This window comes from Eggerthella sinensis, assembly GCF_003339815.1.
GTDB lineage: Bacteria > Actinomycetota > Coriobacteriia > Coriobacteriales > Eggerthellaceae > Eggerthella > Eggerthella sinensis.
Genome location: NZ_PPTT01000005.1, coordinates 141,893 through 163,760 on the forward strand (window position 1 = coordinate 141,893; position 21,868 = coordinate 163,760).

Genomic DNA, 21,868 nt, shown 5'->3' on the forward strand with positions numbered 1-21,868 from the left:
AGGAGCAATCTTGACTGAGCAAAGACGCATTTCGTTTTCCCCGCCGGACATCACGCAGGCCGAACTCGACGAGGTGGCCGACGCGCTGAAAAGCGGGTGGATCACCACCGGTCCGAAGACGAAGGAGTTCGAGCGCGAGATCGCCCGATTCACGCAGGCCGACCGCGCCGCCACGTTCGCATCGGCCACGGCAGCGCTCGAATGCGCCCTGCGCGCGCTCGGCATCGGCCCCGGCGACGAGGTCATCACGAGCGCCTACACCTACACGGCCTCCTGCTCGGTCATCTGCCACGTGGGGGCGACCCCCGTGCTGTGCGACGTGGCGCCCGGCTCCTACGAGATGGACTACGACGCCCTGGACGGGCTCATCACCGAGCGCACGCGCGCCATCATCCCCGTGGATATCGCGGGCCGCATGGTGGACTACGACCGGCTGTTCACGGCCCTCGACGCCGCACGCGATCGCTGGACGCCGGCAACCGAGCTGCAGCGCGCCTTCAACCGCGTGATCGTGGTGGCCGACGCGGCGCACTCGTTCGGCGCAACGTATCAGGGCCAGCCCTCCGGATCGGTGGCCGACTTCACGGCTTTCTCGTTCCACGCGGTGAAGAACCTGACCACGGCCGAAGGCGGTGCGCTCGCCTGGCGCGCAGGCGCGTTCGACTCCGACGAGTTGTACCGCCAGTTCATGCTGCAGTCGCTGCACGGCCAGACGAAGGACGCGCTCGCGAAGAACCGCGCAGGCGCCTGGGAGTACGACATCGCCTTCCCCGGCTGGAAGTGCAACATGACCGATATCCAGGCCGCACTCGGCCTCGCGCAGCTGCGCCGCTACCCCGCCTCACTCGCCCGTCGGCGCAGCATCGTCGAGCGCTACGAACGCGCCCTGGCAGATCGCGACGTCGAGCTGCTGCAGCACTACGGCAACGGCTTCGCGTCGAGCGGGCACCTCATGCTCGTACGCCTGACGGGCAAGTCGCAGGCGTTCCGCAACGCGCTCATCGAGCGCATGGCCGACGACGGCGTGGCCACGAACGTGCACTACAAGCCGCTGCCGCTGCTTTCCGCCTACCGCGCGCTCGGCTTCGATATCGCCGAATTCCCGAACGCGTTCGCCCAGTTCAAGAACGAGGTGACGCTGCCTTTGCACACGCTGCTCTCCGACGACGACGTGGAGTACGTGGCGGCATCGTTCAAGCGCGCCTGCGACGAGCTTGAAGCGGAGGGCGTCTGCTGATGTACGTGCGTTTCGGAAAGCGCGTGTGCGACCTCGTCGTGGGCCTGGTCGCGCTGCCCTTCGTGCTGCTTATCATCGCGGTGCTGGCACCGTTCATCCATTTCGAGGACAAGGGGCCCGTGTTCTACAACGCGCCGCGCGTGGGAAAAGACGGGCGCGACTTCAAGATGTACAAGCTGCGCTCGATGCGCGTGAACGCGCCCGACCTCGTCATGGAGGACGGCTCCACGTACAACGGAGCCGACGACCCGCGCATGACGCGCGTGGGCGCCTTCATGCGCAAGACGTCGCTCGACGAGATGCCGCAGTTCCTCAACGTGCTCAAGGGCGATATGAGCGTCGTCGGGCCGCGCCCCGACCTGCGCCGCGAGACGGAGCTCTACGAAGGCGACGAGCATCTCAAGCTCACCGTGAAGCCGGGGGTGACCGGCTACGCCGCCGTCTACGGCCGCAACTCGCTGCCCTGGCACGACCGTCTCGCCCTCGACGTGTTCTACGTCCGCAACGTCAGCTTCCCGCTCGATGTGAAGGTGTTCTTCAAGACGTTTTCCGCCGTGTTCAATCAAGAAGGCGTGTTCGTAGAAGGCGAAGACTCCAACAAGGAGAAGAAGTAACATTCGCTTAACACACCCCTCCCCCAACAGCCGTGCGTCCTCCGCACGCTCTATCATAGGAGCACGCCGCGACGGGGACGTACGAAGAGAGCATGCAGGAGAGTGACATCATGACGAACGATCAAATGGCATATCTACAGAGATACGGTATCGATTACGCTGAGGCGATGGATCGCTTCGGCGGCAACGAAGACCTCTTCGTTCGTCTTGCCACGAAGTATTTGAACGATCCGCATTTCCATGCGCTCGAAGCCGCCATGGCGGAAGGCGACGCTGCCGCCGGCGAGCGCGAAGCCCATTCCCTCAAGGGTGTCGCCGGTAATCTTTCGTTCACGCAGCTCTACGACCTGGCCACGCGTATCACCGACGCGTTGCGCAGCGACGACCTCGCAGGTGCCCAAGCCCTCATGCCCGAGCTCAAGCAATCCCACGAAGCCGTCGTCGAAGCGTTGGGCGGATTGGCGTAAACTAGTCTCTCTCACCCAAGCAAAAGAAGGCGCCGTATCAGGCGCCTTCTTTTACGTTACACCGTTACGGGCTCCCCCTCAGGTTCGAGCATCGCCGCATCTTGCTCCTGCACAGCATCAAGCCGCTCAAGCTCTTCCGCTTTCTTCACCGCGAGCAAGCTCGCAAACACCACTGCACAAATGCCGGCGGTCAACTTGCCAAGCAAGACAGGCACAATGAGCGTGGGCTGAAAATTCGCCGTGAAAGACAAATGGTCGCCGAACAGGAACGCGCAGCATACAGCAAACGACATAACCAACACCTTATCGCGCGCTTTGAGATCCTTCACCATCGACAACGCCGCCAACACGTTCGCAGAAGCAGCGAGCAAGCCGGCCGTTGCATCCGAGCTCAGCCCAACCGCACCGCCGATCTTGGCCAAGGGCTTCGCCAGGTAACGCTTGATGAGATACACCATCGGAAACGCGCCGCACAGCATCATGCCGATAGCTCCCGATACTTCGAGCGCGCGGAATATATCATCTTCGTCCGCGATGATGGGATCAAACCCGAATGAGCCGAACACCATCGAAAAGACCCCGGTAAAGTACTCGACAACTGCCAGCACAAAAACGATTTTCAGCGCCGCCTCCATCACGCGGCCGAACACGATAAAACCCTTGATCATAGCATCGGGTTTGAACTTCAATCCGAGCGCAAGCGCAAGGCAGATGATAACGAGCGGGACGAGATTAACGCCTATCTGCGCGAAGCTCAATGCAAGCTGATACGTAGCCTCAGCGTTGGTAGACACCACCTCACGAATCATCGGCTGAGAGAAGGCGATGATGACGCTTGCCACAAGCACGCCAATAGGAATAGCCAGCAAGCCGCTCATGACACCGAGAGCAAGATACTTTCGATCCCGTTTCACCAGCATCTTGAGCGCCACCGGAATGGTGAACACGATAGTAGCCCCAGCCATGTATCCGGTCATCATTGCCATGATCCAGCTCTCCCTCGTCTGAGCAAGAGCATCGGCCAATTGATAACCGCCCATATCGATGGCGATGAACGTGGTAGCGGCCATCGCAGGATCGGCCCCCAAAGCCCCATACGCAGGACCGAACACTGAGCTGACGAACGCCGTCAGATAAGGCGCTGACGCCATGATACCCGCAACCGGCAGGAAGATAGGGCCGATAGAGTCGATGCCCGCCACAAATTCCTTGCCCAGTTCGCTTTCAGGCTTCAGCGCCGAAGCAACTGCCCCCACCAACGCGCAGGCCATGATGACATACACCACGACCGTTCCAATCATTTCCATAAACCCTCCCCTTGCCTTTCGGGATATTAATTCGAATGAACATCGTATAGAGGTAACGCTTTCGCGGAATACGCCCGGACGGAGCGATACCACAGATACAGCCATTCCCCAACAGGATCTCCCGCAGACTCCTTATACAGCGCCCATACGAACCAGTAATAGGCAGCCAAAGCGACGTAGGCAAGACAGTGACGACGCTCATCCCTCGTCGGCTTGCGACCGAAATAGGTTGCGATAACCCGCTCTGCATCTTCGAAGTCGTAATCGGAACAGCAGATGAACGTTCCGAGGTCAGAAGCATAATCGGACATAGCCGAATACTCCCAATCGATTAGACTCATCTCGTCGCCCTTGACGAGAAAATTCGGACTGTAAAAGTCGTTATGGCAGAGGCAGTATGCCACATTATCTCGCCCGACGAGATCATTGAGCTGCGAAGCCTTCTCATTGATCTCGTCAAAGTCAGGGAATGACGGATAGGACCGTTTACTCAACAGGCCGACAAGCTCCTGAGCCTTGTCGTACACCCCAAACTCCCATTCCGAAGTCTCTCCGCTTTCATGCAGCTTCTTGATAAGCGACAAAGCGCGCGTCACCTGTCCCCAATTGTGGTAATCGAACGGTACGCAGTCCTCCATGTAATTCGACAGCTTCCAACCGGCAATAGGATCTTGATAGACGAATGTTTCGTCGATTCCCAACTTTTTCGCAATCGTTTGAGAGTACGCTTCGCTTGCGCGGTTGATAATCTCGCTCGTTCCCAACCCAGGATGTCGATACACGTACGAAGTTTCACCAATAGAAAATTTGAACGATAGGTTCGTAAGGCCCTCTTTGATAGGCACGACGCCTTCGATCTCGCTGCGTTCGCATCGCAACGTGCGACATATATTGTCGAGAATTTTGGAGTCGACGTTCATGAGAAAATCTTGATCGAACTGCTTGAGATCAGAAAGCGAGTCGAACTCATATATAACGCCCGCCTCGTAGGGGCGCAACACCATCCTCAGCTCTTTGAGATGATCGCGGTAGATATCCTCCCATAGCTTTGGCGCCGTATCCGGCAAACGGTACTCCCTCTCGAGAAGCTCGGAAAACGTCTGGGAAAACGCATGGTCGAAGTAAGCGTGTCCAAGCATGCCATACGAATCAGACCCTCCAACCGTGACGCCTACGATACGATCGTCACGCCCCGTCCTCATACAGTATTCGTCCGTAGGGCCCTCGAAAAACATGCCGGCATAGTACGCTTCATACACATACGGCTCGAACACGTTTTCGGTAAAATAATCGTCGGAAGAGCAGATATACGTATTTCCCAGCTGCTCGCGCACCAGCATGAGCGTGGAATTGTTATTGCGGGTTGCGTATTCCTCATTAACCAGGATCTTGACGCCCATCGCATCTTCCAAATAGAAGAACGCTTCTTTCATATACCCAACAACAAGCGTGATATCGTCAATGCCGGCTTCTAACAACTGCCGTATCTGACGCTCAATAAGCACCTCGCCCCGAACAGTAAGCACCCCTTTCGGCTTTTCATACGAAAGAGGAGCGAATCGCGACGACAATCCCGCAGCCATGATTATCGCATTCTCAACCTTGTAAGGAGCAAGAGCCTCATAACCTTCGGCCGTGAGGTAGAACCCGTCCATAAGCCCTCGTTCGCGGAGAACCTGGCACAAACGGTTCACCGATCCCAACGAAAGACCTGTCGCCTCAGCAAGAGCCCGCTGCGTGTAGAGGTTTTCGTCCATCAAAGCAATCAGAACCTTGAACTCGTTTTTCTCCAATGACACGGAAACCCCCCACCGTAGCGAATAATGACCACGAGGTGAGATTGTAGTTGCATTGTTCATTCTTGTAAAGCTTATGCAAAGAATGAACAACTGAATTCAATTCTACTTATCAAGGGAGGTTCTGATGCTCAATTTAGTAATTATCCCGTTAACATTGAACTCTTTATACGTACGCCTTATCGAGCTCCTGCAACTCGCGATACGTATCGATCTCAATCACGTCATCAAACGTGCACTCACGCACTGAGACTTCGTAATTACGCGCAAAGTAACGCAAGGCCACTTCGTCCCAATAGCGTTCCTTACCGCCCGGCATCGCGAACGTCGAAGCGACGTCTTCGGACAGCTTCTTTCCGTCTTCTTCGGTCCAGTACGATATGCCAAACATATGATGACAATCCGTACCACCCACCGACAACCCCGTAATGACACCGCGGCGCGTCTGAAAACACCAGTCATCGGTAACAGGCACCGGAACTCCGAGGTAGTTCGACGAGTATTGGTACTTCGTGATGAGTTTCGGGTTGTACAACAACAGATCCGACTCGAACACGTAGGTGTTCTGCAGCAGGTCTTTGGCAACCACGGCCGACGAGATATTGTTCGCTTCGTTGTAGAACGGATTCTCGATAAACTTGATTTGAGGATACTTATACAGTAGCTGATCGAATTGCTCGGCCAAATACCCGCGCACCACGTACACTTCCTCAATACCCGCAGCACATACCGCATCGAGCAGTGAATCAATGATACGCTGACCGTGCACGCGGATGAGCGGTTTCGGCGTGTTTAACGTAATAGGAACAAGACGCGACCCGAATCCGGCGGCGATAAGCACCGCACGTCTGACTCGATACGGTTCAAGCGCTTCAAGACCCAAAGCAGACAAGGTACCCTCGCGTACGAATCCGCGCTCGTGCAAATCGGCCATAGCTCGGTTGACGGTGCCAACCGACAAGTCAGCCGCAGCAGCAATTTCCCGCTGTGTGAGCGTCTCATCAACGCGAGCCTCGAGCGCAGTTAGTATCTTGAAATCCTTCATGTCGAGCGAACGAGACATGCGTGAATCCTCCTTCATTAGGAAAGCGCCTCGCGCCTAGACCGCAGAAGCAGTCGGCGAACCGGCACGATGCATTGCTTTTTTCACGCCTGCAAGTATGAGCTTGAAGGCGATGTTCGTTATCAAAATCAGGAGCGACACAAACGCGGCGCACTCTGTCAAACGCTGCGCATCAAGATCGGTAATAAGCAGCGCGAGCGGCATATCGAGCGTTGTGGACAAAAATGCCACAGCAGAGATGGTAACCATACAGTTGACGAAGAAGTAACCTACCATCTCGACGATCGTGTCCTTCGTCTGCGGGATGAGCACGTCTTTCAGTATACTCCCTCGGCTGATACCCATCGTCGATCCAACCGCTTCCAGATTCTCGTTCACCTTGCCAAGCGAGTTGTACGCCATAAGATAGGGCGATGCAAAGAAGTGAATGAGGTTCGCCAAAATAAGGATGGCAAACGTCCCGTATAGAATGGACCCCTTAAAGAATAAGACGTACGACAAACCGAGGACGATACCGGGGATAGCAAGCGTGGTAATGCACACGAGGTGCAGCAGTTTCGCAAAACGCCCTCCCATACGCGCCGTAATATAGGCGGCAAAATAGGCAAGCGTCGTACCTAAAAGCGCAACCGCGCACGCAATGATAATCGAGTTCACCCAATAATCACCCACGTTCAAGTTCATCGCTCGTCCGATGTTGTCCAGTGTCACGGTGAGATCGATCGGATATTTCTGGACGAACGACACCAAGACAAACGAGCCGAGCGGCAGAATAATGGCCACCGAAGCCACCAGCCCAACGACGTATCCGAGCGCATCGCGCGCAACATTGCGCTTGATGTCGAACGCTTTCGAAACGAACGATGACTTTCCCTTATCCGCATTAAGCACATCGACGAGAAAGGCGACGATCGCAGGAATGAGCAGCACGAAGCCAATAGCCACACCTGTATTGTAATTGAGCAAACCGATAACTTCCTGGTACATGAGCACCGGAAGCGTTGTTGTCTTTCCGCCCACCATGAGCGGCACGCCGTAGTCGGTAACCACAAGCGTAAACGTAGCGAACACCGCCGAAATCAGCGGCTTGCGCAAATAGGGCAACGTGATGCTGAGAAATTGATTGATCTTCGGAATGCCCAGCACGTCAGCAGCCTCATAAGGAGATGCGTCTTCGTACTTAAGCACATCGTAAAGCAGCAAAAAAGCAGAGGGGAACGAGTACAACACCGACCCCATGACGATGCCCCAGAACCCGTAGAGGGAAAAATCAAGGCCCAAAGCATTCGTGATTATGCCGTTCGATCCCAGCAAGAACACGAGCCCCATGCCAAGCGCGAGCGACGGAATAAGCATAGGGAGCGTCATAATCACGGCAATAGCACTTTTGGCGCGGATATTCGTCCGACATAGCACCCACGACATAGCAAGCGCCAGCACAAGCGATATGACCGTCGAAGTGAGGGACACGCCAATGGAGTTGAGGCAGGCGATTCTAAACTGCTCCGTGCCGAAAACCGCAGACGCTCCCGGACTTGCAAGCTGGGAGAACATTCCCAACAGTGGCAGCACCGCCGCCACGAGGAAGAACACGGCCAGCACAATGCGCGTGAGGTTGAGCTTACCCTTCCGTTTCACAACCGGCCTACCGATCCATGAATCGCGCGAGCGAATCCATTTTGATGTTGAGGTTCTTCACCACGAAATCAGCGACGTAGTCGTCCGCGGGATGAGCAATGATGTCGTCAGGAGCAGCCAGCTGGTGAATACGACCCTCCCCCATGACCATGACACGATCAGACAGAGCAAATGCCTCTTCCTGATCGTGAGTGATGTAGACCATCGTGGTACCAAACTCGCGCTGAATACGCTTGAGCTCGAGACGCAGTGAAAGACGCGTCTCTACGTCCAACGCGCTCATGGGCTCGTCGAATAGGATGACTTCAGGGTTGAGCGCCAACGTGCGCGCAATAGACACGCGCTGTTGCTGACCGCCCGAAAGCTGGCGTACGCTTTTATCGAGATGCTCCGACAAACCGAGCTGTTCGAGCACGCGCTGCGCAATCTCGCGGCGCTGAGCTTTCAGCTGCGGTTTGAACTTAAGTGCATATTCGACGTTTCCACGTACCGTCATATTCTCGAACAACGCGTAATTCTGAAACACGATGCCCATGCCGCGATCATCAGGAGACGATGCCGTGATGTCGCGCCCGTCGAGCGTGATTGTTCCCTCGTCGGGCGACAGCAGCCCAATAAGAATACGTAACGTAGTCGTCTTACCGCAACCTGAAGGTCCGAGAATGGAGAGAAATTCACCATCCCGTACATCGAAATCGAGGCCATGCAACACATCCGCCCCATCAAAGCGCTTGACAAGACCGGTGATACGGAGCTTCGGTTCGCTTGCACGCGCGTTGACGTCTGTCGCTTCTTTCGCCATTACCCGATTCTGTTCGCTCATCGTCAGTACTTCCATTTCTCAAGCAGCCGCTTCTTCTCGTCGATATCGAACACCCCGTCCATATTCGCGTAATGAGTGTCCTGAGGATAGTTCGGTATCTCCGTATGCTGGTCGACGAACACTTTGTCAGGTACGAACTCCTGCTTGTCGAGCAATATGCCCGTGTCGTACATCCAGTCCATCACCGCGCGTACAGCCGGCTTATCCTGCTTTCCGTCCACAACGGCGACGCCGTTCATGGTCCAGGGCGAACCCTCTTCAAAGAAAAGGACCTCTATGGGTACGCCTTTGTTAATTTCCGACACCGCTTGGTACGTCAAGCCGAACCCGATGAGCGCCTCACCTTGCACAAGCGCATTAACCGGGCCCGACCCCGAAGACGAGAATTGATAGACATTTTCGGCAAGCTTATCGAAGTATTCAAACGCCGCATCTTCGCCGCGCGTGTTCACAAGACTCTTCACGAAATTGTATCCCGTTCCCGACGATTTCGGATTAGCCATGCTAATCAAACCGCGGTATGAGGGATCGAGAAGGTCATCATAGGTTTCGGGAATGGCAATACCGCGTGCAGCGAGCTCCCCCACGTTTACGGCCACGCATGCACTCTCTCGCCTAAACGGCAAGTACGTCGAGGTTCCATCAAGCAAGTCGGATTCAAATGCATCCAGATCGTATGATGTGAGCTGCGCGAGGCTTGATTGGATCTGCCTCAAATAGCCGCCCTCCAGCATGAGCACGATGTCGGCTTCGCTTGAGGTTCCCTCGTTTTGCAGCTTCGCCGCACATGTTCCCGTGGATACGTAGTGCAAACGTATATCGTAGTCCGGCAAGTCGCGGTGCATGGCTTCGAGCAAAAGCTCGTTGGCCTCTCCTTCACCGCACGAATAGATGACAACGGTATTGTCGTTCGCAGAACTGCAACCGGGCAATGCCAACGACACCAACGCTCCAGCCGCGACCGCCACAAACGATCGCCGCGTCATCCCCCGTCTCGTCACCACTGCCCTCCTCGTTTTCATGACACCTTAAGGAGACAATGGTAACGCAAATGTTCATTTAAGTTCAAGATAATGTAAAATTGAACAAACAAACACATAGGAAACAAGGCTGCAAGCCCCTACTGGACGTCGAACCCCAACTCTATAGGAGCATGCTGTCGTCGCTCGTCCATAGGGGGAAGTTCGCGCCAGTCGCCGAACATGATCTCGAGGTAGCGTTCTATCTCGGCAGGAACCGGAAACTCCTCCCCTTCGAACATGTGACGCCCCGCGGGAACAAGCACGTTCGTCGGGTAGCTGCCAATGGCCACATACGACATGCACATGCTCGTATCACCCGGACTGTCTTCGCCCGCGAGCGCGGATTGCTGGAATTGCCCGGCCAAACGCTCATGACTGGTAAAGACCCTGAGAAAGGCGTGCGCAACACCGCATGCCGCACGCTCGAATGAACCGAGCGCTCCCTTGTGGGGAACCACCACATTCTTGGAATGGTAGAGATACAGCAGTTTCTGAAGCAGAGAACACCGCTGCCGCTGCTTCTGCGCGACGCGTTCATCAGCCGACAGCACATCGTAGGGCAAGATGTCGATACCAATCCCTTGACGCAGACCCGCATCAAGGGTTTCGACGGTATAGAACTTCGTTCCCCTCAGCCACACCTTCGCAAACATTGCAGAATGGATCGCGTTCGTCATTGGCTCGGAAAGCACGTACTGCTCGCCAAGAGCTTCGGGCGCGACGGAGAGAAACCGCTCGTAATCCGCACGCATCATGCCCACGTCAATGTCGTCGTCCCAAGGAATGAAGCCATCGTGGCGAGCGGCGCCCAATGCCGAACCAGAATCGAGAAAGTACGCAATATCGTGTTCTCGGCACACGCGATCAACCTCTTTTAGAATGCCGAGCTCCATAAACTGCATCTTTCGCAGGGTTTCGTCATCGTAACGCATGCATCTCTCCGTAGTTATCAAATCATCATTGTTTGCAGCAGAAGCATATCTTCGCAATAGTATACAATACCCTTCATGACAAAAAACTGGAAAGAAAGTTCCCGAACTGCTATGTCTAACAGAGAATCGCAAGTTCAGAGCCCGGATGGAATACTCGACGAGCGTTGCAGCGACATGATTGAGCGAACGCTCATCGTAATACCCGCCTACAATGAAGAGAGTTCGCTTTTGGGAACTCTCGACGAGTTGTTATCGACCATACCCACGTGTCACTACCTCGTTGTGAACGACGGATCAAGGGATGGCACCGAGGCTATTTGTCGCGAACAGGGCTTCAATCACATCAGCCTTCCCGTGAATGTCGGCTTGTCGGGGGCATTCCAAGCGGGCATCAAGTTCGCATACGAAAACGGCTACGACTTCGTTTTGCAGTTCGATGCGGACGGGCAACATGACCCGCGCTTCATTCCGAGCATTCTCCAACAAGCAGCCGATCACGATATCGTTATCGGATCGCGCTTCGTTACGGAGAAAAAACCTTTTTCGCTTCGAATGGTCGGCAGCGCCCTCATCACAACCGCAATACGCATGACATCGGGCGTGCACCTTAAGGACCCTACATCAGGCATGCGCCTCTTCGGTAAAAAATCCATGCGCGCATTCGCCAACGACAGCAACTGCGGCCCTGAACCAGACACCCTCGCCTACTTCATCAAAAAGAAGGAAGCATCGGTGGTCGAAGTTCCCGTAACCATGAGGGATCGCATGGCAGGAACGAGCTACCTCAACGCCAAAGCTGCCATCCTCTACATGCTTCGCATGACGGTGTCTATCGTGATCATCCAGCCTTTCCGTAGGTAAGGAGTCGTCGTGACTTTACTGTTTCAGTCCATCCTCATTGTCGCATCGCTTATTCTTGCCGTGCTCATGCTCAGACGAGTCGCTCAGACGCGCGCGAAAATCGAAGACTCCATCTTCTGGCTCGCACTCTGCTTCCTGCTCATTCTCCTAGGTGTGTTTCCAGGGATAGCGAGCTCGCTCGCCTCCCTCATAGGAATTTATTCTTCGACGAACTTCATTTTCCTTTTCTTCATCTTCGTTCTGATCGTCAAATTGTTTTTCACGAGCATGCGCGTTTCGAAACTGGAAATGCAGATCCAGGAACTCTCCCAATCCATTGCCCTTTCCAAAGCCGCAGATGCAAAAGACGAGCAATCGAAATAACAGGGGTTCTTCGTGAGCGCAAAACGCAGCGACGCAGATCAAACGATCGTATTCTTTTCGGCAAACTACCCGCCTCACACCGGAGGCGTTGAAACGTACACGTGCAACCTCGCACGCACATGCGTTGCAATGGGTTATCGAGCGGTTGTCGTATGCCTCAACAACTGCTCGGCAGCTCCTTACGAAATCGACGAGTGCGGGGTTGAGGTATTCCGGCTCCCTTGCCATAGCGCATTCAAAAGCCGTTATCCACTCGCAAACAAAACGAACGAGTACCGCTCCCTCATCGAGAAACTTGAAAGAGTAAGCGTCGATTACGTTATAGTGAACACGCGATTCTATCCTCTCTCGCTTTTCGGAGTTCGATTCGCGCGCAAGCGTTCAATCACGCCAATCGTCATAGAGCATGGAAGTGCCCATCTCACCCTGAACAACCCGATCCTCGACACCGCCCTTGCGGGAGTAGAACACGCCCTATCGGCCATCATTAAGCGCAGTGAGCCTCGTTTCTACGCCGTATCCGAAGCGGGAAGCGCTTGGCTCCGTCATTTCGGGATCGAATCGAGCGGCGAACTGCACAATGCCATTGACGCCTCTTCGTTTGAGTCGATGCGCAGCAGTCGGGACTATCGACATGAGGAAGGCATCGGAGAATCCGAGCTTCTTCTGGTTTCCGTAGGACGGCTCGTCCCGGAAAAGGGCGTACCCGCGCTCCTTGGAGCGATGGACGCATTGCAAGACGAGCCAATATGGTGTCTGTTTGCGGGCGACGGTCCGCTCCGTGCGTCCGTCGAGCAATGCGGACTCCCCCACGTTCGCGCTTTGGGAAATCTAAACAAGCAAGATGTGGCCGCCCTGCTCTGCCAGGCAAACGCGCTCTGCCTCCCCTCCCGCTCGGAAGGATTCGCGACGAGCCTTCTTGAAGCCGCCGCATGCGGCACACCCTCCATCGTGACACGCGTCGGCGGAGTCGCCGAACTCATTCCCAATGAAACGTTCGGCACCGTTCTCGAGAACGCCGATGCGACATCGATCGAACGGGCGCTGCGAACCGCCATCGAAAACAACAGCGAGCTCGTCTCACAAGGCCGCCGCGTACGGCAGCGCGTGTCCGATCTGTTCAACTGGCAGCAAACAGCAGAAGACGCCTTGCGGGCGTGTGAAGACGCCCAAAGGAGCTAGCTCCGACTTTCCCATTTTCTCATCCTGCTGCGAGCAGACCATGCGAACACAAATACGAAACACAGCAAAAGGCCCACGCACGAGATCGCATACGCCACGCTAGCCCCCATAATGCCCGAAGCAACCACAAAGGGCGTTGCGACAAGATGAGCGATCACAATAGCTACCGCGTAGCCTACGAGAACGCCATTCTGAGCCCGGATAATTACCATGGCGTTGTAGAACACCACCGATGCCGATAAAAAGCCGCCACCCAACAGCAAGATGAGCAACGCCGGCAAACAACCCGTCAAATCAATACCGTAAAACAATTCGAGAATGGGAATGCCGATCACGGCGCACGCCGCAACCACAAAGACGGTGATGCCCACAACCGCACCAAGCAATTTGGCGATAGTCTTCATGAAAGCATGCACTTCTCGCTTGAGCCACAACTCAGCCATGTGCGTAAGCGAAGGTCGGATGAAGAAGTTGACGAAAAGATTGATGACAAACGACGGCATGAACAGCACGTTGAAAATCGCCTGCATCTCTTCCGTACCCACCGCGTCGATAGCGTACTTGCAGACGTTGCCTAGATAGATCGCCAGAAAAGAGCTGATAAATAGGGGGAAGCAGGCGGCAAAAAGGGATACGAGAGGCTTAAAGGAAAAGTCAGGCTTGCCCACCCTTCTGATCTTTCGCAGGCGCGGAACATCATAGCAGCATATCCATACCGCTTCGCTCGCAGACGAGAGAAGCATCGACAGCACAATATCTTTCGTGAGTACGAGAGCCAACGCAAACACCACAATGGAGATCACCGATCGCCATGTCGTAGAGAATCCACTGATGTCCAGTCGATTCTCCTTTTGAAAAGCAGCGAACCAGTATTGGGACAACGCTTCAAAGAGTCGGTATGCGCACAGCGCGTAAGCCACAAGCGACTTGTGCGCGTCGTAGCCAAACGAGGTGATGTAAATGACGCTCGCGATGATCATAAGTCCGCAGGTAACCAGCTTAAAGCCAAGATATTGCGCATACGTGAAGCGATTCTCGGCATCGGTCGCGAAATACGTGGTCGCCTCGAACACGCCAATCGTCAGCATAAGTTGGGCGATAGCATATCCGATGGAAAAGACTCCACCCTCATCAACACCGCACACACGAACAACGATGATGAGCAGCAAGAAGGAAGATATCGCATATATCGCACTCCCCACGCTGTTCCATATGAATACACGCTTTTGCGATGCGGTCGTACGCAGCATGGACACATCCAGACGTCAGTAAATTGAGTATTGAAGCAAGATGCGCCGCACTTACGCCTCAGCGTACTCGCCGAAATCCAGGATATCCGGATAATGCTCGCGTCGCTGATCTAATGGCGGAGGAGTCATGAAGTCACCATATAAAGACTCCAACAACTTCTCCGCATGGCGAGCAACGGGAACCATCATGTCCTCGAATACCACCATTCGCACAGGAAACAAGTCCTCCCGATCGTACACACAAGAAAACCTATCGGTCTCGCACAAGAAACCTATACGTCGCGTCTGAACCCCGTTAAAGCGCGTCTGTTCGCGAAGCGATAACTCGTTGAAGTCGAGCGAGCGAAGGCCAGGAAGCTTGAGAAGCCCCCGCATGCCGAACGTCCCCGCGCGCAACATCAAAGCGCGTGCGCCACCGCCGCCAATATAGGGGCTCTTTACCAGTTTCGTGATCGATAGCTTATTGCACAACCATGCACGCCATGCCTGCTTACGGAAGGCCTTCTCGTCATCTGCGAGGCTATCGAGAGGGAATAGGTCGAGGAAAATGCATGACTCGAAGTCGGCTGTTTGAAGCGCCGCGTCTCGAAATTCAGTACCGTTCAGCATCAGACGCGTCGTTGCCATTGGATAGTTCGCGTTCGTCTGCGAATTCATCACACTGTATCGACCGGAAGCGTCTTCCTGCATGATCCGAACAAACGTTTCGAGGTCTTCCCGGGGCATACAGATGTCAAGATCGTCATCCCAGGGAATAAACCCTTTCTCCCGCACCGCGCCCAAAGCTGTTCCGAACGCCACAAACCAACGAAGGTTGTGAAGTTCACACACCGCAGAGAAATCCTTGAGCATTCCCAAGAGCACGCGATGGAGCTTTTCCAGCCGCTCATCACGCTGCTGGTCTTGCCCTTCTTCCCATTCACTCACTTTTGACACGACCGTTCACTTCCTCTCGTCCACGTCTTACGCCACATCTTCACATCTCGTTATGCGATAGAGACGCATATCCCCTCGGCCAAGCACCTTTTCAAAGCCGGGCGTATCGTCACGTATCAACTCAATACCGAGCCAGTTCTTGCCGTTCTCGTAGGTAAACAGTCGCGGTCGATCCTCTTTAGACTCTCCCTGATCGAGAACAAGCACGTATTCGGCACCGATGCTCTCAACGGCGGCGCGCACCTGTTCGTCCGACGCAATTCGGTACAACCTCGTGCGGATGAGTTTACTTTGCCTGGTCTCGTTTTCTTCCCCGTACACTCTCAAGTAGCGGTAATACGTGTTCAAGTCCTGCGTGCCATATGCGAACACGCTTCCGTCATCCGGTTCGTTAATGATAAGCGAACCTTCGGGGATAAGGCTCCGAACCTCCTGCACAAACGACATCTCCGCAAGATCATACACGCGTGGATGCTGCGTGCTGTTTTTCGAGGCGAGCGAACTCGACATAGCTCCAATACCCGTATTCACCGAGGCGAAGCCCGTAATCGTAAAGTTCGGATACATGTTGATGAAGAAAAACATCCCGGCGATGACGCAAGGGGCGATGCGCGAAACTGACTTGTCGCGCATGCCCGAAACCTTCAACAACACGCTTTTCAGTGCTGAGCTTGCCAGCCACAAACCAATAGCCGCCAAGGGTACAGCAAACAGCGCTGCGGAAGCGGCGATGCGGCAAGAATCCGTATACCAAAACCCGGTGAGAAGGTATTTGATGGGAGCATCAGACGTGACGTCGACAATGTACATGACAACCATCATAGCGTACGAGCATGAAAGCCAAAGATATCGGCGTTCTTTGATGGTGTACAACACGCCAACGATCACCAGCAGCGCGAGTGCGACTTGCGTGCCCTGCTCACGAAACGCGAGCGTGAGAACATCCACTAACGCCTGGGGCTTGGTGGTAAACGCAGGCCACGAATGCGTGACAACCCCTTGCATGAATGGAGCGCTGTAAAATGCATACCAAATAGCAGCGATCAGGGCGAGGCTAAGTGCGCACAAACCTATTTTGACGCGAACTTGCCGGGACTGTGGGAGGGAGAGCCCATCCACAGCGAGCGCAACACGATACACGCAGAAGGGTATGAGAAAGACGCCCATGGTAAACGCTGCGTTCGGTTGAGCGAATACGAAGGAGATAAGCCCCAGGCAGAACACTCCAACCGACGCGACGCGAGAACGCCTATCGCTACCCTCAGAGAACAGGCTCATGAAACAATATGCGACTGAGGGAAGCATGCAGAATGCCAGCATGTTCGGATACAGAGGCCCGAACGTAAAAAAGCCCCAAGGAAAAGCAGAGAAGCCGAGAACGAGAACGGATCCATAAGGAACGATGCCGGGTGTCTTGTAGAAGATGCGCCTCATGAGCAAGAACATACTCGAAGGAAGCACGATAGAAACCAGCATGAAGTTGACCGCATTTTCAGCCAGGGGAACCGATATCTGCAGCGAACTCACCAACAACGCGGCAAGCCAATTCCATGCTGCAGGATAGAAGGATGAGTCGGGAAGCGGGTTGATAACAGCATCGTCAGCCATTGCATACAGCGTAGCATTGAAGGGAGACCAATTGCCCGACTCGACGTATCCGAACGTCACGCCAAGATGGTGTATATTATCAAAATCTTGCACATACGAATCGGGGCTTTCCAAGTTGCCTACGAGCAAAAACCTTGCGACCACGACTCCGAGCGTAACATAAAGCCCCAGACAGAGCCAATCGCGCTTCACTGCGACGGCGCTCCGCGACGAGCGAAGCACCTCACCCCGCTTCCTCCCCGCAATGCAACCGATCACGCATAACGCACCGCACACTGTTAACACGGGAACGAAAAGCGTAGACCACGAGCAAAATACCCCCGCTTTCGCATACGCGATGCTCATCACCCCATAGGAGGAAATCGTAACAAGGGGAGCGCAAACAACGCTTATGAGTCGCGCTATTCGCAATGCGCGCAAAAACAGATAACCCGGCAGATACAAAAACAACGCCGCCATAAAGGCAGACGCATAAAACAACCCCCACATAATGACCCTTCCAGCCCACCCCGTCATACCGGTACGGTATGCTCAATGGTATTGTACGTTATTCCGATGGTATGATAGTGACGCACCGCACAAAGACCCTCTGAAAAGGAGTTCGGGCACATGCATCCCGAGAATCAACTGATAAGTATAATCATTCCCATCTTCAATGCCGAGCCATATCTTGAGCAGTGCCTCGACAGCATCGTGGCGCAAACCCATCGCGAACTCGATGTGATTTGCCTCAACGATGGCAGCACCGACAACTCCCTCGCCATCATGCAAGCCTATGCGGCACGTGACGGGCGCGTGCGCGTCATCGATAAACCGAATCAGGGCTATGGCGCCACGTGCAATCGAGGTCTGGAAGAAGCGAAAGGCACATGGATATCCATCGTTGAGCCGGACGACTGGATCGAGCCCGGCATGTACACCGACATGCTCGCATTCGCCGCAAAGCTCAACGAACCAGTTGACATCATCAAAACCCCGTATTGGCGCATCTGGATGCCCGACACGCCGGAACAGCGCAAGATGAACTGCAGTTATCGAAGCCGTATCAAGCCGCCGCGTCAGCCGTTCGCCATTCGCGATGCCGCGCATCTGCTCACGCACCATCCGTCCATCTGGTCGGCGATCTACCGAAAGTCGTTCCTCGACGAGCACGGCATTCGTTTCCGCGAATATCCAGGAGCCGGATGGGCCGACAATCCGTTTCTGCTCGAAACGCTCTGCCAGACAGAGAAAATCGCCTACCTCGACAACCCGTACTACTGCTATCGCGAGGAAACGCCGGAGAAATCCAAGTCATTCGCGCTCAACAACACGCTGCTTCCCCTTGAGCGCTGGAACGACATGATGGACGTGCTCGAAAACATCAACATGCACGACGAGTCCGTGTTGCGCGCGCATAACAGTCGAGGGTTCACCTACCTGAGCGGCATTCTTGAGGAAGTCGACCTGTCGAACGAGGAAGTGCGAACGAACGCAACCCAGATGTTCGAGCGCATGGATGCGAGCCTCGTGCTCTCGGACGCCGAGATCCCCCCCGGCTGCAAGCGCATGTTTTGCGAACTGCGTGGACTCCCCGAACCGCAGGTGAGCAGCATCCCGTATGCATGGGGACTCGTCAAGCAGGGCATGTACAACCTAAAGAATGTCGGACCGTCTTTTACGTGGTTTACGTTAACCAGCTACTTCAAGAAAAAGAGCAGACGAGAAGGCGATCTATAAAAGCAGGAGGGCGGCTCGATATCGAGCCGCCCTCCTTTTCACGCATAAAACACCCTACGCTGCCTCAACCTCAGGCAGCGGCACCACCGTAGTGGGATCGCCGCCCTCATCGACAACCTGCATGACCTTCTTCCACGTATCCTCGTCGCGCGGAGTCAACCAAAGACCGTCGTATTCCTCCATGAAGTCGCCTACATAGGGGCCGGTCCCCGAGAGCACCGTGATCTCGTCAGCATGCGCCGCAAAGTCAGCCACCATAGCGGCCAACTCGTCCGTCGGCCAGTTCGTGTCGGCATTGGCAAGAAGCGTATCGACATGCGCCGCAGCGTTTGCGGGATCAGCCGCCACCTGCTTGATACCCGCTTCCACGATCTGACGATCCTGAATCTGACGACAAGCCTCGATGTCGGCGGCGTACAGCTTGCGAACGCGGGCGAGCACCAAGGCCTGGGGGCCGTTGAGCTCTTGCGTACCAGCACTCAGCACTATCTTGTCACCGCCAACAATATCCTTTAAATGGAGATCAATGGGTACATTGGCAGTTATTCCGCCAATCTCATTTACAAAGTTCTCGAAACCGACGAACCCCATATCGAGATAGTATCGCACATGCACGCCCGTCAATTTTTCCACTTCGGCAATTGCGGCATCAATACCTCCCTGACGATAAATCTCGTTGATCTTCACTACCGAGCCATCCAAAGTCGCTTCAGTGTCGCGAGCAATGCTGACGAGGGTTACTCGATACGTCTCGGGATCAACGCGAGCCAACATCATGGTATCCGAGCGCCCTGTACCATCAGCATAGTTGGCGTTTTCAATCTCAGTCGTTCCCTTGCGGGAGTCATTACCAACGACGAGTACATAAAAGGGATCTTCCGTACTCTTTCCGGCCTCTTGCATAAGCTGTACGTCCGTCGCCGTCTCCGAAGGAGCAGCCTCCTGCTGCTGACAACCCGATAGCAGCAGGAGCGCGAATACGCCGCACACCGCGACCGCCATACAAGCGATCCGTTTCAGTTTCACTAAGATCATTCCTTTCAACACAACCATTCCCCTTGCTTTAGCGGTTCAATTTGTCCTTCAACCAGCAGGGCATCGCCATGATAGCACGACCCACCCTGTACGTCGTCGAATCGAGGTACTCTTTACGAACTCCGGCCATTTCCTCGGCATGCTCGATCACGTGCAAGCGAAACGAAATACACTCGTCCGCATCGAGACGCTCCGCGCACGCTTCCAACGCTGCGGGCTCAAGCGACAAGGCGTCGAACGCCGCCCTGTCGTAGCAAAACGCAATATGATGCAGCAGTGCCTGAGAAAACGCCCGAGAGCAGGCTTCGGCGCGCTGTCGCAGCCAAGCCTCGAGCTCGTACGCGCATTTGAAATGCCCGTAGACGTGTCGCAGCTCCCGCTTCGCCGTCATCGTGGACTCCGCGCGCACCCTTCGAACGTACAGCGGCTCATTGAGAAACGCGGCGCGCGGCGCCGAGGCAAGCATGAGACAGGTGAAGAGGTTGTCCTCGTGGATGATTCCCTCATAGAACAGGATGCCCGATTCCATCAGGAACTCGCGGCGGACGAACTGGAGCGCGGGCGAGACGCAAAACGAGTCCGCTTGAACGAACCGTACGAGCAGCTCTTGCCCGTTCATGACGCCTTCAATGGTCGCACGATCGTCGTAATCGTCGCGATACCGCGCGCGGGCTTCCGCATCTTCGTATACGGTGCGCGCCGAGAAGAACAGATCGTCCAACTCATCGCGCTCCGCTTGCTCAAGCAGCACCTCGAGGGTCCGGCTCGCGTAATAGTCGTCGGCATCGAGAAACAGGAGGTACTTCCCCGTCGAGCGCGCGATGCCGACATTGCGCGCAGCCGATTGCCCGGCGTTCTCTTGCGAGACGAACGAGAAGCGATCGTCGTCGCCCACGGTCTTTTGCGCGATAGCAAGGGTGTCGTCGGTCGAACCATCGTCGATGCAGACGGCCTCAAAGCTCTGAAACGTTTGACGCTGGAGCGACGTCAGACACTCGGAAATATACGCTCCGACGTTGTACATGGGAATGACAATGGAAACATCCGCCACGGGAACGCCCCTTTCTCGTTATGCGGCCTCGTCGAGCGCCGGGGGAACGATGGCAGTAGATTCGACATCCAACCCGCTGGGATCCTCTCCGGAATCAACGACCCCCATGAGTTTCGCCCACCCTTCGGGATTCTCGTAGCACAACCAAAGGCCGTTGTTCGCCTCGTCGAAGTCTCCGTTGCTTGGGCCGGTGCAACTGTACATCGTCATGCCGCCCGAACCGCCGGAAAACGTCAGGCCCAAGGATACGATATCGGATGTGTCCATGTCGGTGCCCACGCTTTCAGCGAGATCGAGTATGGTACCGGGAAGCTCCGTCACCGGCTTCTGCAGCACCTTTTCGATGATGGCAGACAGTATCTGACGGATGTTGCTTTGCCGCTTCGCCTCCTGGTTATCGCCGTATTCGTGACGAACGCGCGCAAAAATCTGGGCTTGTTGGCCGTCGAGCGTTTGCACGCCGGGCTCGATTGTTACCTTGTCGCCCGTTAAGGCATCTTTGTACGACATCTCGATAGGCACATCGACCGTAATGCCCCCCAGCTTGTCAACGATCTCCTGAAACTCCGAAAAATGCACCTCGGCATAGTGTGAAATAGGGACGCCGGTCAACTCGGATACGGCCTTGATGGATCCCGCAGATCCCTCGATATTGTACACCTCGTTGATTTTGACAACCGATCCGTCATCGAGCGTATAAGGGGTGTCGCGAGGTACGGACACTAAGGTCACTTGTCTGTTTTGGGCATCGACTCGTGCCAGAATCATCACGTCCGAGCGCTGGTTGTCACCCTGCATGGCAGGATTCGTCGACGTGCCCGACCCCTCGCGCGAATCAGATCCGAGGAGCAGCATGTAGAAAGGCTGGCCAACTTCTCGCGCCGTTAGAACGGCGTCCACCGAAGCATCCTGCTCGCTGCCCATGGAAAGAGCATTATTGAGCGCACTCGAGTACCACGCCGTA

General features: G+C 55.1%; 20 protein-coding genes. 7 read left to right on the top strand and 13 right to left on the bottom strand.

The features are described from left to right. Positions 1 to 10: 10 nt before the first annotated feature. From C1876_RS04340 to C1876_RS04350, 3 genes are all read left to right on the top strand, one after another. Positions 11 to 1,237, top strand: coding sequence for a DegT/DnrJ/EryC1/StrS family aminotransferase (locus C1876_RS04340; protein WP_114545494.1), 1,227 nt, complete (start codon positions 11 to 13; stop codon positions 1,235 to 1,237). Further along, positions 1,237 to 1,851, top strand: a complete 615-nt coding sequence (locus tag C1876_RS04345; protein WP_114545495.1) for a sugar transferase — start codon at positions 1,237 to 1,239, stop codon at positions 1,849 to 1,851. The genes C1876_RS04340 and C1876_RS04345 overlap by 1 nt, the downstream gene beginning before the upstream one ends. 110 nt (positions 1,852 to 1,961) lie before the next feature. After that, positions 1,962 to 2,318 carry an Hpt domain-containing protein gene (locus C1876_RS04350; protein ID WP_114545537.1) on the top strand — a complete coding sequence of 119 codons (357 nt, stop codon included), beginning with the start codon at positions 1,962 to 1,964 and terminating at the stop codon, positions 2,316 to 2,318. Between the two features lie 56 nt (positions 2,319 to 2,374). On the opposite strand, the gene eutH is transcribed toward C1876_RS04350, so the two are convergent. From eutH to C1876_RS04385, 7 genes are all read right to left on the bottom strand, one after another. Then, a complete protein-coding gene (eutH, locus tag C1876_RS04355; protein ID WP_114545496.1) occupies positions 2,375 to 3,625 on the bottom strand; it encodes an ethanolamine utilization protein EutH in 1,251 nt (416 codons plus the stop codon). Between the two features lie 26 nt (positions 3,626 to 3,651). Next, on the bottom strand, positions 3,652 to 5,424 hold the full coding sequence (locus C1876_RS04360) for a phosphotransferase (protein ID WP_114545497.1): 1,773 nt from the start codon (positions 5,422 to 5,424) through the stop codon (positions 3,652 to 3,654). Between the two features lie 163 nt (positions 5,425 to 5,587). Further along, entirely contained in the window at positions 5,588 to 6,484 is an 897-nt protein-coding gene (locus tag C1876_RS04365) for a sugar phosphate nucleotidyltransferase (RefSeq protein ID WP_114545498.1), read from the bottom strand. Positions 6,485 to 6,520: 36 nt separating this feature from the next. Continuing rightward, positions 6,521 to 8,122, bottom strand: coding sequence for an ABC transporter permease subunit (locus C1876_RS04370; RefSeq protein ID WP_114545499.1), 1,602 nt, complete (start codon positions 8,120 to 8,122; stop codon positions 6,521 to 6,523). A 7-nt stretch (positions 8,123 to 8,129) separates the two neighbouring features. Then, positions 8,130 to 8,960, bottom strand: coding sequence for an ABC transporter ATP-binding protein (locus tag C1876_RS04375; RefSeq protein ID WP_244910031.1), 831 nt, complete (start codon positions 8,958 to 8,960; stop codon positions 8,130 to 8,132). Then, on the bottom strand, positions 8,948 to 9,946 hold the full coding sequence (locus C1876_RS04380) for an extracellular solute-binding protein (RefSeq protein ID WP_244910032.1): 999 nt from the start codon (positions 9,944 to 9,946) through the stop codon (positions 8,948 to 8,950). Before C1876_RS04380 ends, C1876_RS04375 begins: the two co-directional genes overlap by 13 nt. Positions 9,947 to 10,065: 119 nt before the next feature. After that, positions 10,066 to 10,899, bottom strand: a complete 834-nt coding sequence (locus tag C1876_RS04385) for a LicD family protein (RefSeq protein WP_114545501.1) — start codon at positions 10,897 to 10,899, stop codon at positions 10,066 to 10,068. 111 nt (positions 10,900 to 11,010) lie between these two features. Between C1876_RS04385 and C1876_RS04390 the strand changes: the two genes are divergently transcribed. From C1876_RS04390 to C1876_RS04400, 3 genes are read left to right on the top strand one after another with little or no spacing between them, the layout of a single operon-like run. Beyond that, entirely contained in the window at positions 11,011 to 11,760 is a 750-nt protein-coding gene (locus C1876_RS04390) for a glycosyltransferase family 2 protein (protein ID WP_227113440.1), read from the top strand. A gap of 9 nt (positions 11,761 to 11,769) precedes the next feature. Next, on the top strand, positions 11,770 to 12,123 hold the full coding sequence (locus C1876_RS04395) for a DUF2304 domain-containing protein (protein WP_114545502.1): 354 nt from the start codon (positions 11,770 to 11,772) through the stop codon (positions 12,121 to 12,123). Positions 12,124 to 12,135: 12 nt separating this feature from the next. Then, positions 12,136 to 13,305 carry a glycosyltransferase family 4 protein gene (locus C1876_RS04400; protein ID WP_114545503.1) on the top strand — a complete coding sequence of 390 codons (1,170 nt, stop codon included), beginning with the start codon at positions 12,136 to 12,138 and terminating at the stop codon, positions 13,303 to 13,305. Here the strand turns inward: C1876_RS04400 and C1876_RS04405 are convergent. The 3 genes from C1876_RS04405 to C1876_RS04415 are packed head-to-tail and all read right to left on the bottom strand — an operon-like array spanning position 13,302 to position 17,588. Further along, on the bottom strand, positions 13,302 to 14,555 hold the full coding sequence (locus tag C1876_RS04405; protein ID WP_148044526.1) for a lipopolysaccharide biosynthesis protein: 1,254 nt from the start codon (positions 14,553 to 14,555) through the stop codon (positions 13,302 to 13,304). The two genes, C1876_RS04400 and C1876_RS04405, sit on opposite strands and share 4 nt — an antisense overlap. 51 nt (positions 14,556 to 14,606) lie before the next feature. After that, the gene (locus C1876_RS04410) at positions 14,607 to 15,491 is read right to left on the bottom strand and encodes a LicD family protein (RefSeq protein WP_123269614.1); all 885 of its coding nucleotides are present in this window, start codon (positions 15,489 to 15,491) and stop codon (positions 14,607 to 14,609) included. A 27-nt stretch (positions 15,492 to 15,518) separates the two neighbouring features. Then, positions 15,519 to 17,588 carry a DUF6541 family protein gene (locus C1876_RS04415; protein WP_114545506.1) on the bottom strand — a complete coding sequence of 690 codons (2,070 nt, stop codon included), beginning with the start codon at positions 17,586 to 17,588 and terminating at the stop codon, positions 15,519 to 15,521. Between the two features lie 120 nt (positions 17,589 to 17,708). On the opposite strand from C1876_RS04415, the gene C1876_RS04420 reads away from it, so the two are divergent. Next, positions 17,709 to 18,818, top strand: a complete 1,110-nt coding sequence (locus C1876_RS04420; protein ID WP_114545507.1) for a glycosyltransferase family 2 protein — start codon at positions 17,709 to 17,711, stop codon at positions 18,816 to 18,818. Between the two features lie 54 nt (positions 18,819 to 18,872). Here the strand turns inward: C1876_RS04420 and C1876_RS04425 are convergent, their stop codons facing one another. The 3 genes from C1876_RS04425 to C1876_RS04435 are packed head-to-tail and all read right to left on the bottom strand — an operon-like array spanning position 18,873 to position 21,828. Further along, on the bottom strand, positions 18,873 to 19,865 hold the full coding sequence (locus C1876_RS04425; protein ID WP_244910033.1) for an LCP family protein: 993 nt from the start codon (positions 19,863 to 19,865) through the stop codon (positions 18,873 to 18,875). A 16-nt stretch (positions 19,866 to 19,881) separates the two neighbouring features. Next, complete coding sequence (locus C1876_RS04430) at positions 19,882 to 20,904, bottom strand: glycosyltransferase (protein WP_114545508.1); 1,023 nt, start codon at positions 20,902 to 20,904, stop codon at positions 19,882 to 19,884. 18 nt (positions 20,905 to 20,922) lie between these two features. Further along, positions 20,923 to 21,828, bottom strand: coding sequence for an LCP family protein (locus C1876_RS04435; protein ID WP_227113446.1), 906 nt, complete (start codon positions 21,826 to 21,828; stop codon positions 20,923 to 20,925). Between the last annotated feature and the right edge of the window lie 40 nt (positions 21,829 to 21,868).

Bases quoted from the DNA above. Each gene is read 5' to 3' on its own strand.
- eutH (WP_114545496.1), bottom strand. From the start codon at position 3,625: ATGGAAATGATTGGAACGGTCGTGGTGTATGTCATCATGGCCTGCGCG.
- C1876_RS04390 (WP_227113440.1), top strand. From the start codon at position 11,011: ATGTCTAACAGAGAATCGCAAGTTCAGAGCCCGGATGGAATACTCGAC.
- C1876_RS04420 (WP_114545507.1), top strand. From the start codon at position 17,709: ATGCATCCCGAGAATCAACTGATAAGTATAATCATTCCCATCTTCAAT.
- C1876_RS04385 (WP_114545501.1), bottom strand. From the start codon at position 10,899: ATGCGTTACGATGACGAAACCCTGCGAAAGATGCAGTTTATGGAGCTC.
- C1876_RS04345 (WP_114545495.1), top strand. From the start codon at position 1,237: ATGTACGTGCGTTTCGGAAAGCGCGTGTGCGACCTCGTCGTGGGCCTG.
- C1876_RS04405 (WP_148044526.1), bottom strand. From the start codon at position 14,555: ATGCTGCGTACGACCGCATCGCAAAAGCGTGTATTCATATGGAACAGC.
- C1876_RS04350 (WP_114545537.1), top strand. From the start codon at position 1,962: ATGACGAACGATCAAATGGCATATCTACAGAGATACGGTATCGATTAC.
- C1876_RS04435 (WP_227113446.1), bottom strand. From the start codon at position 21,828: ATGGGCAGCGAGCAGGATGCTTCGGTGGACGCCGTTCTAACGGCGCGA.
- C1876_RS04375 (WP_244910031.1), bottom strand. From the start codon at position 8,960: ATGGAAGTACTGACGATGAGCGAACAGAATCGGGTAATGGCGAAAGAA.
- C1876_RS04415 (WP_114545506.1), bottom strand. From the start codon at position 17,588: ATGTGGGGGTTGTTTTATGCGTCTGCCTTTATGGCGGCGTTGTTTTTG.
- C1876_RS04365 (WP_114545498.1), bottom strand. From the start codon at position 6,484: ATGTCTCGTTCGCTCGACATGAAGGATTTCAAGATACTAACTGCGCTC.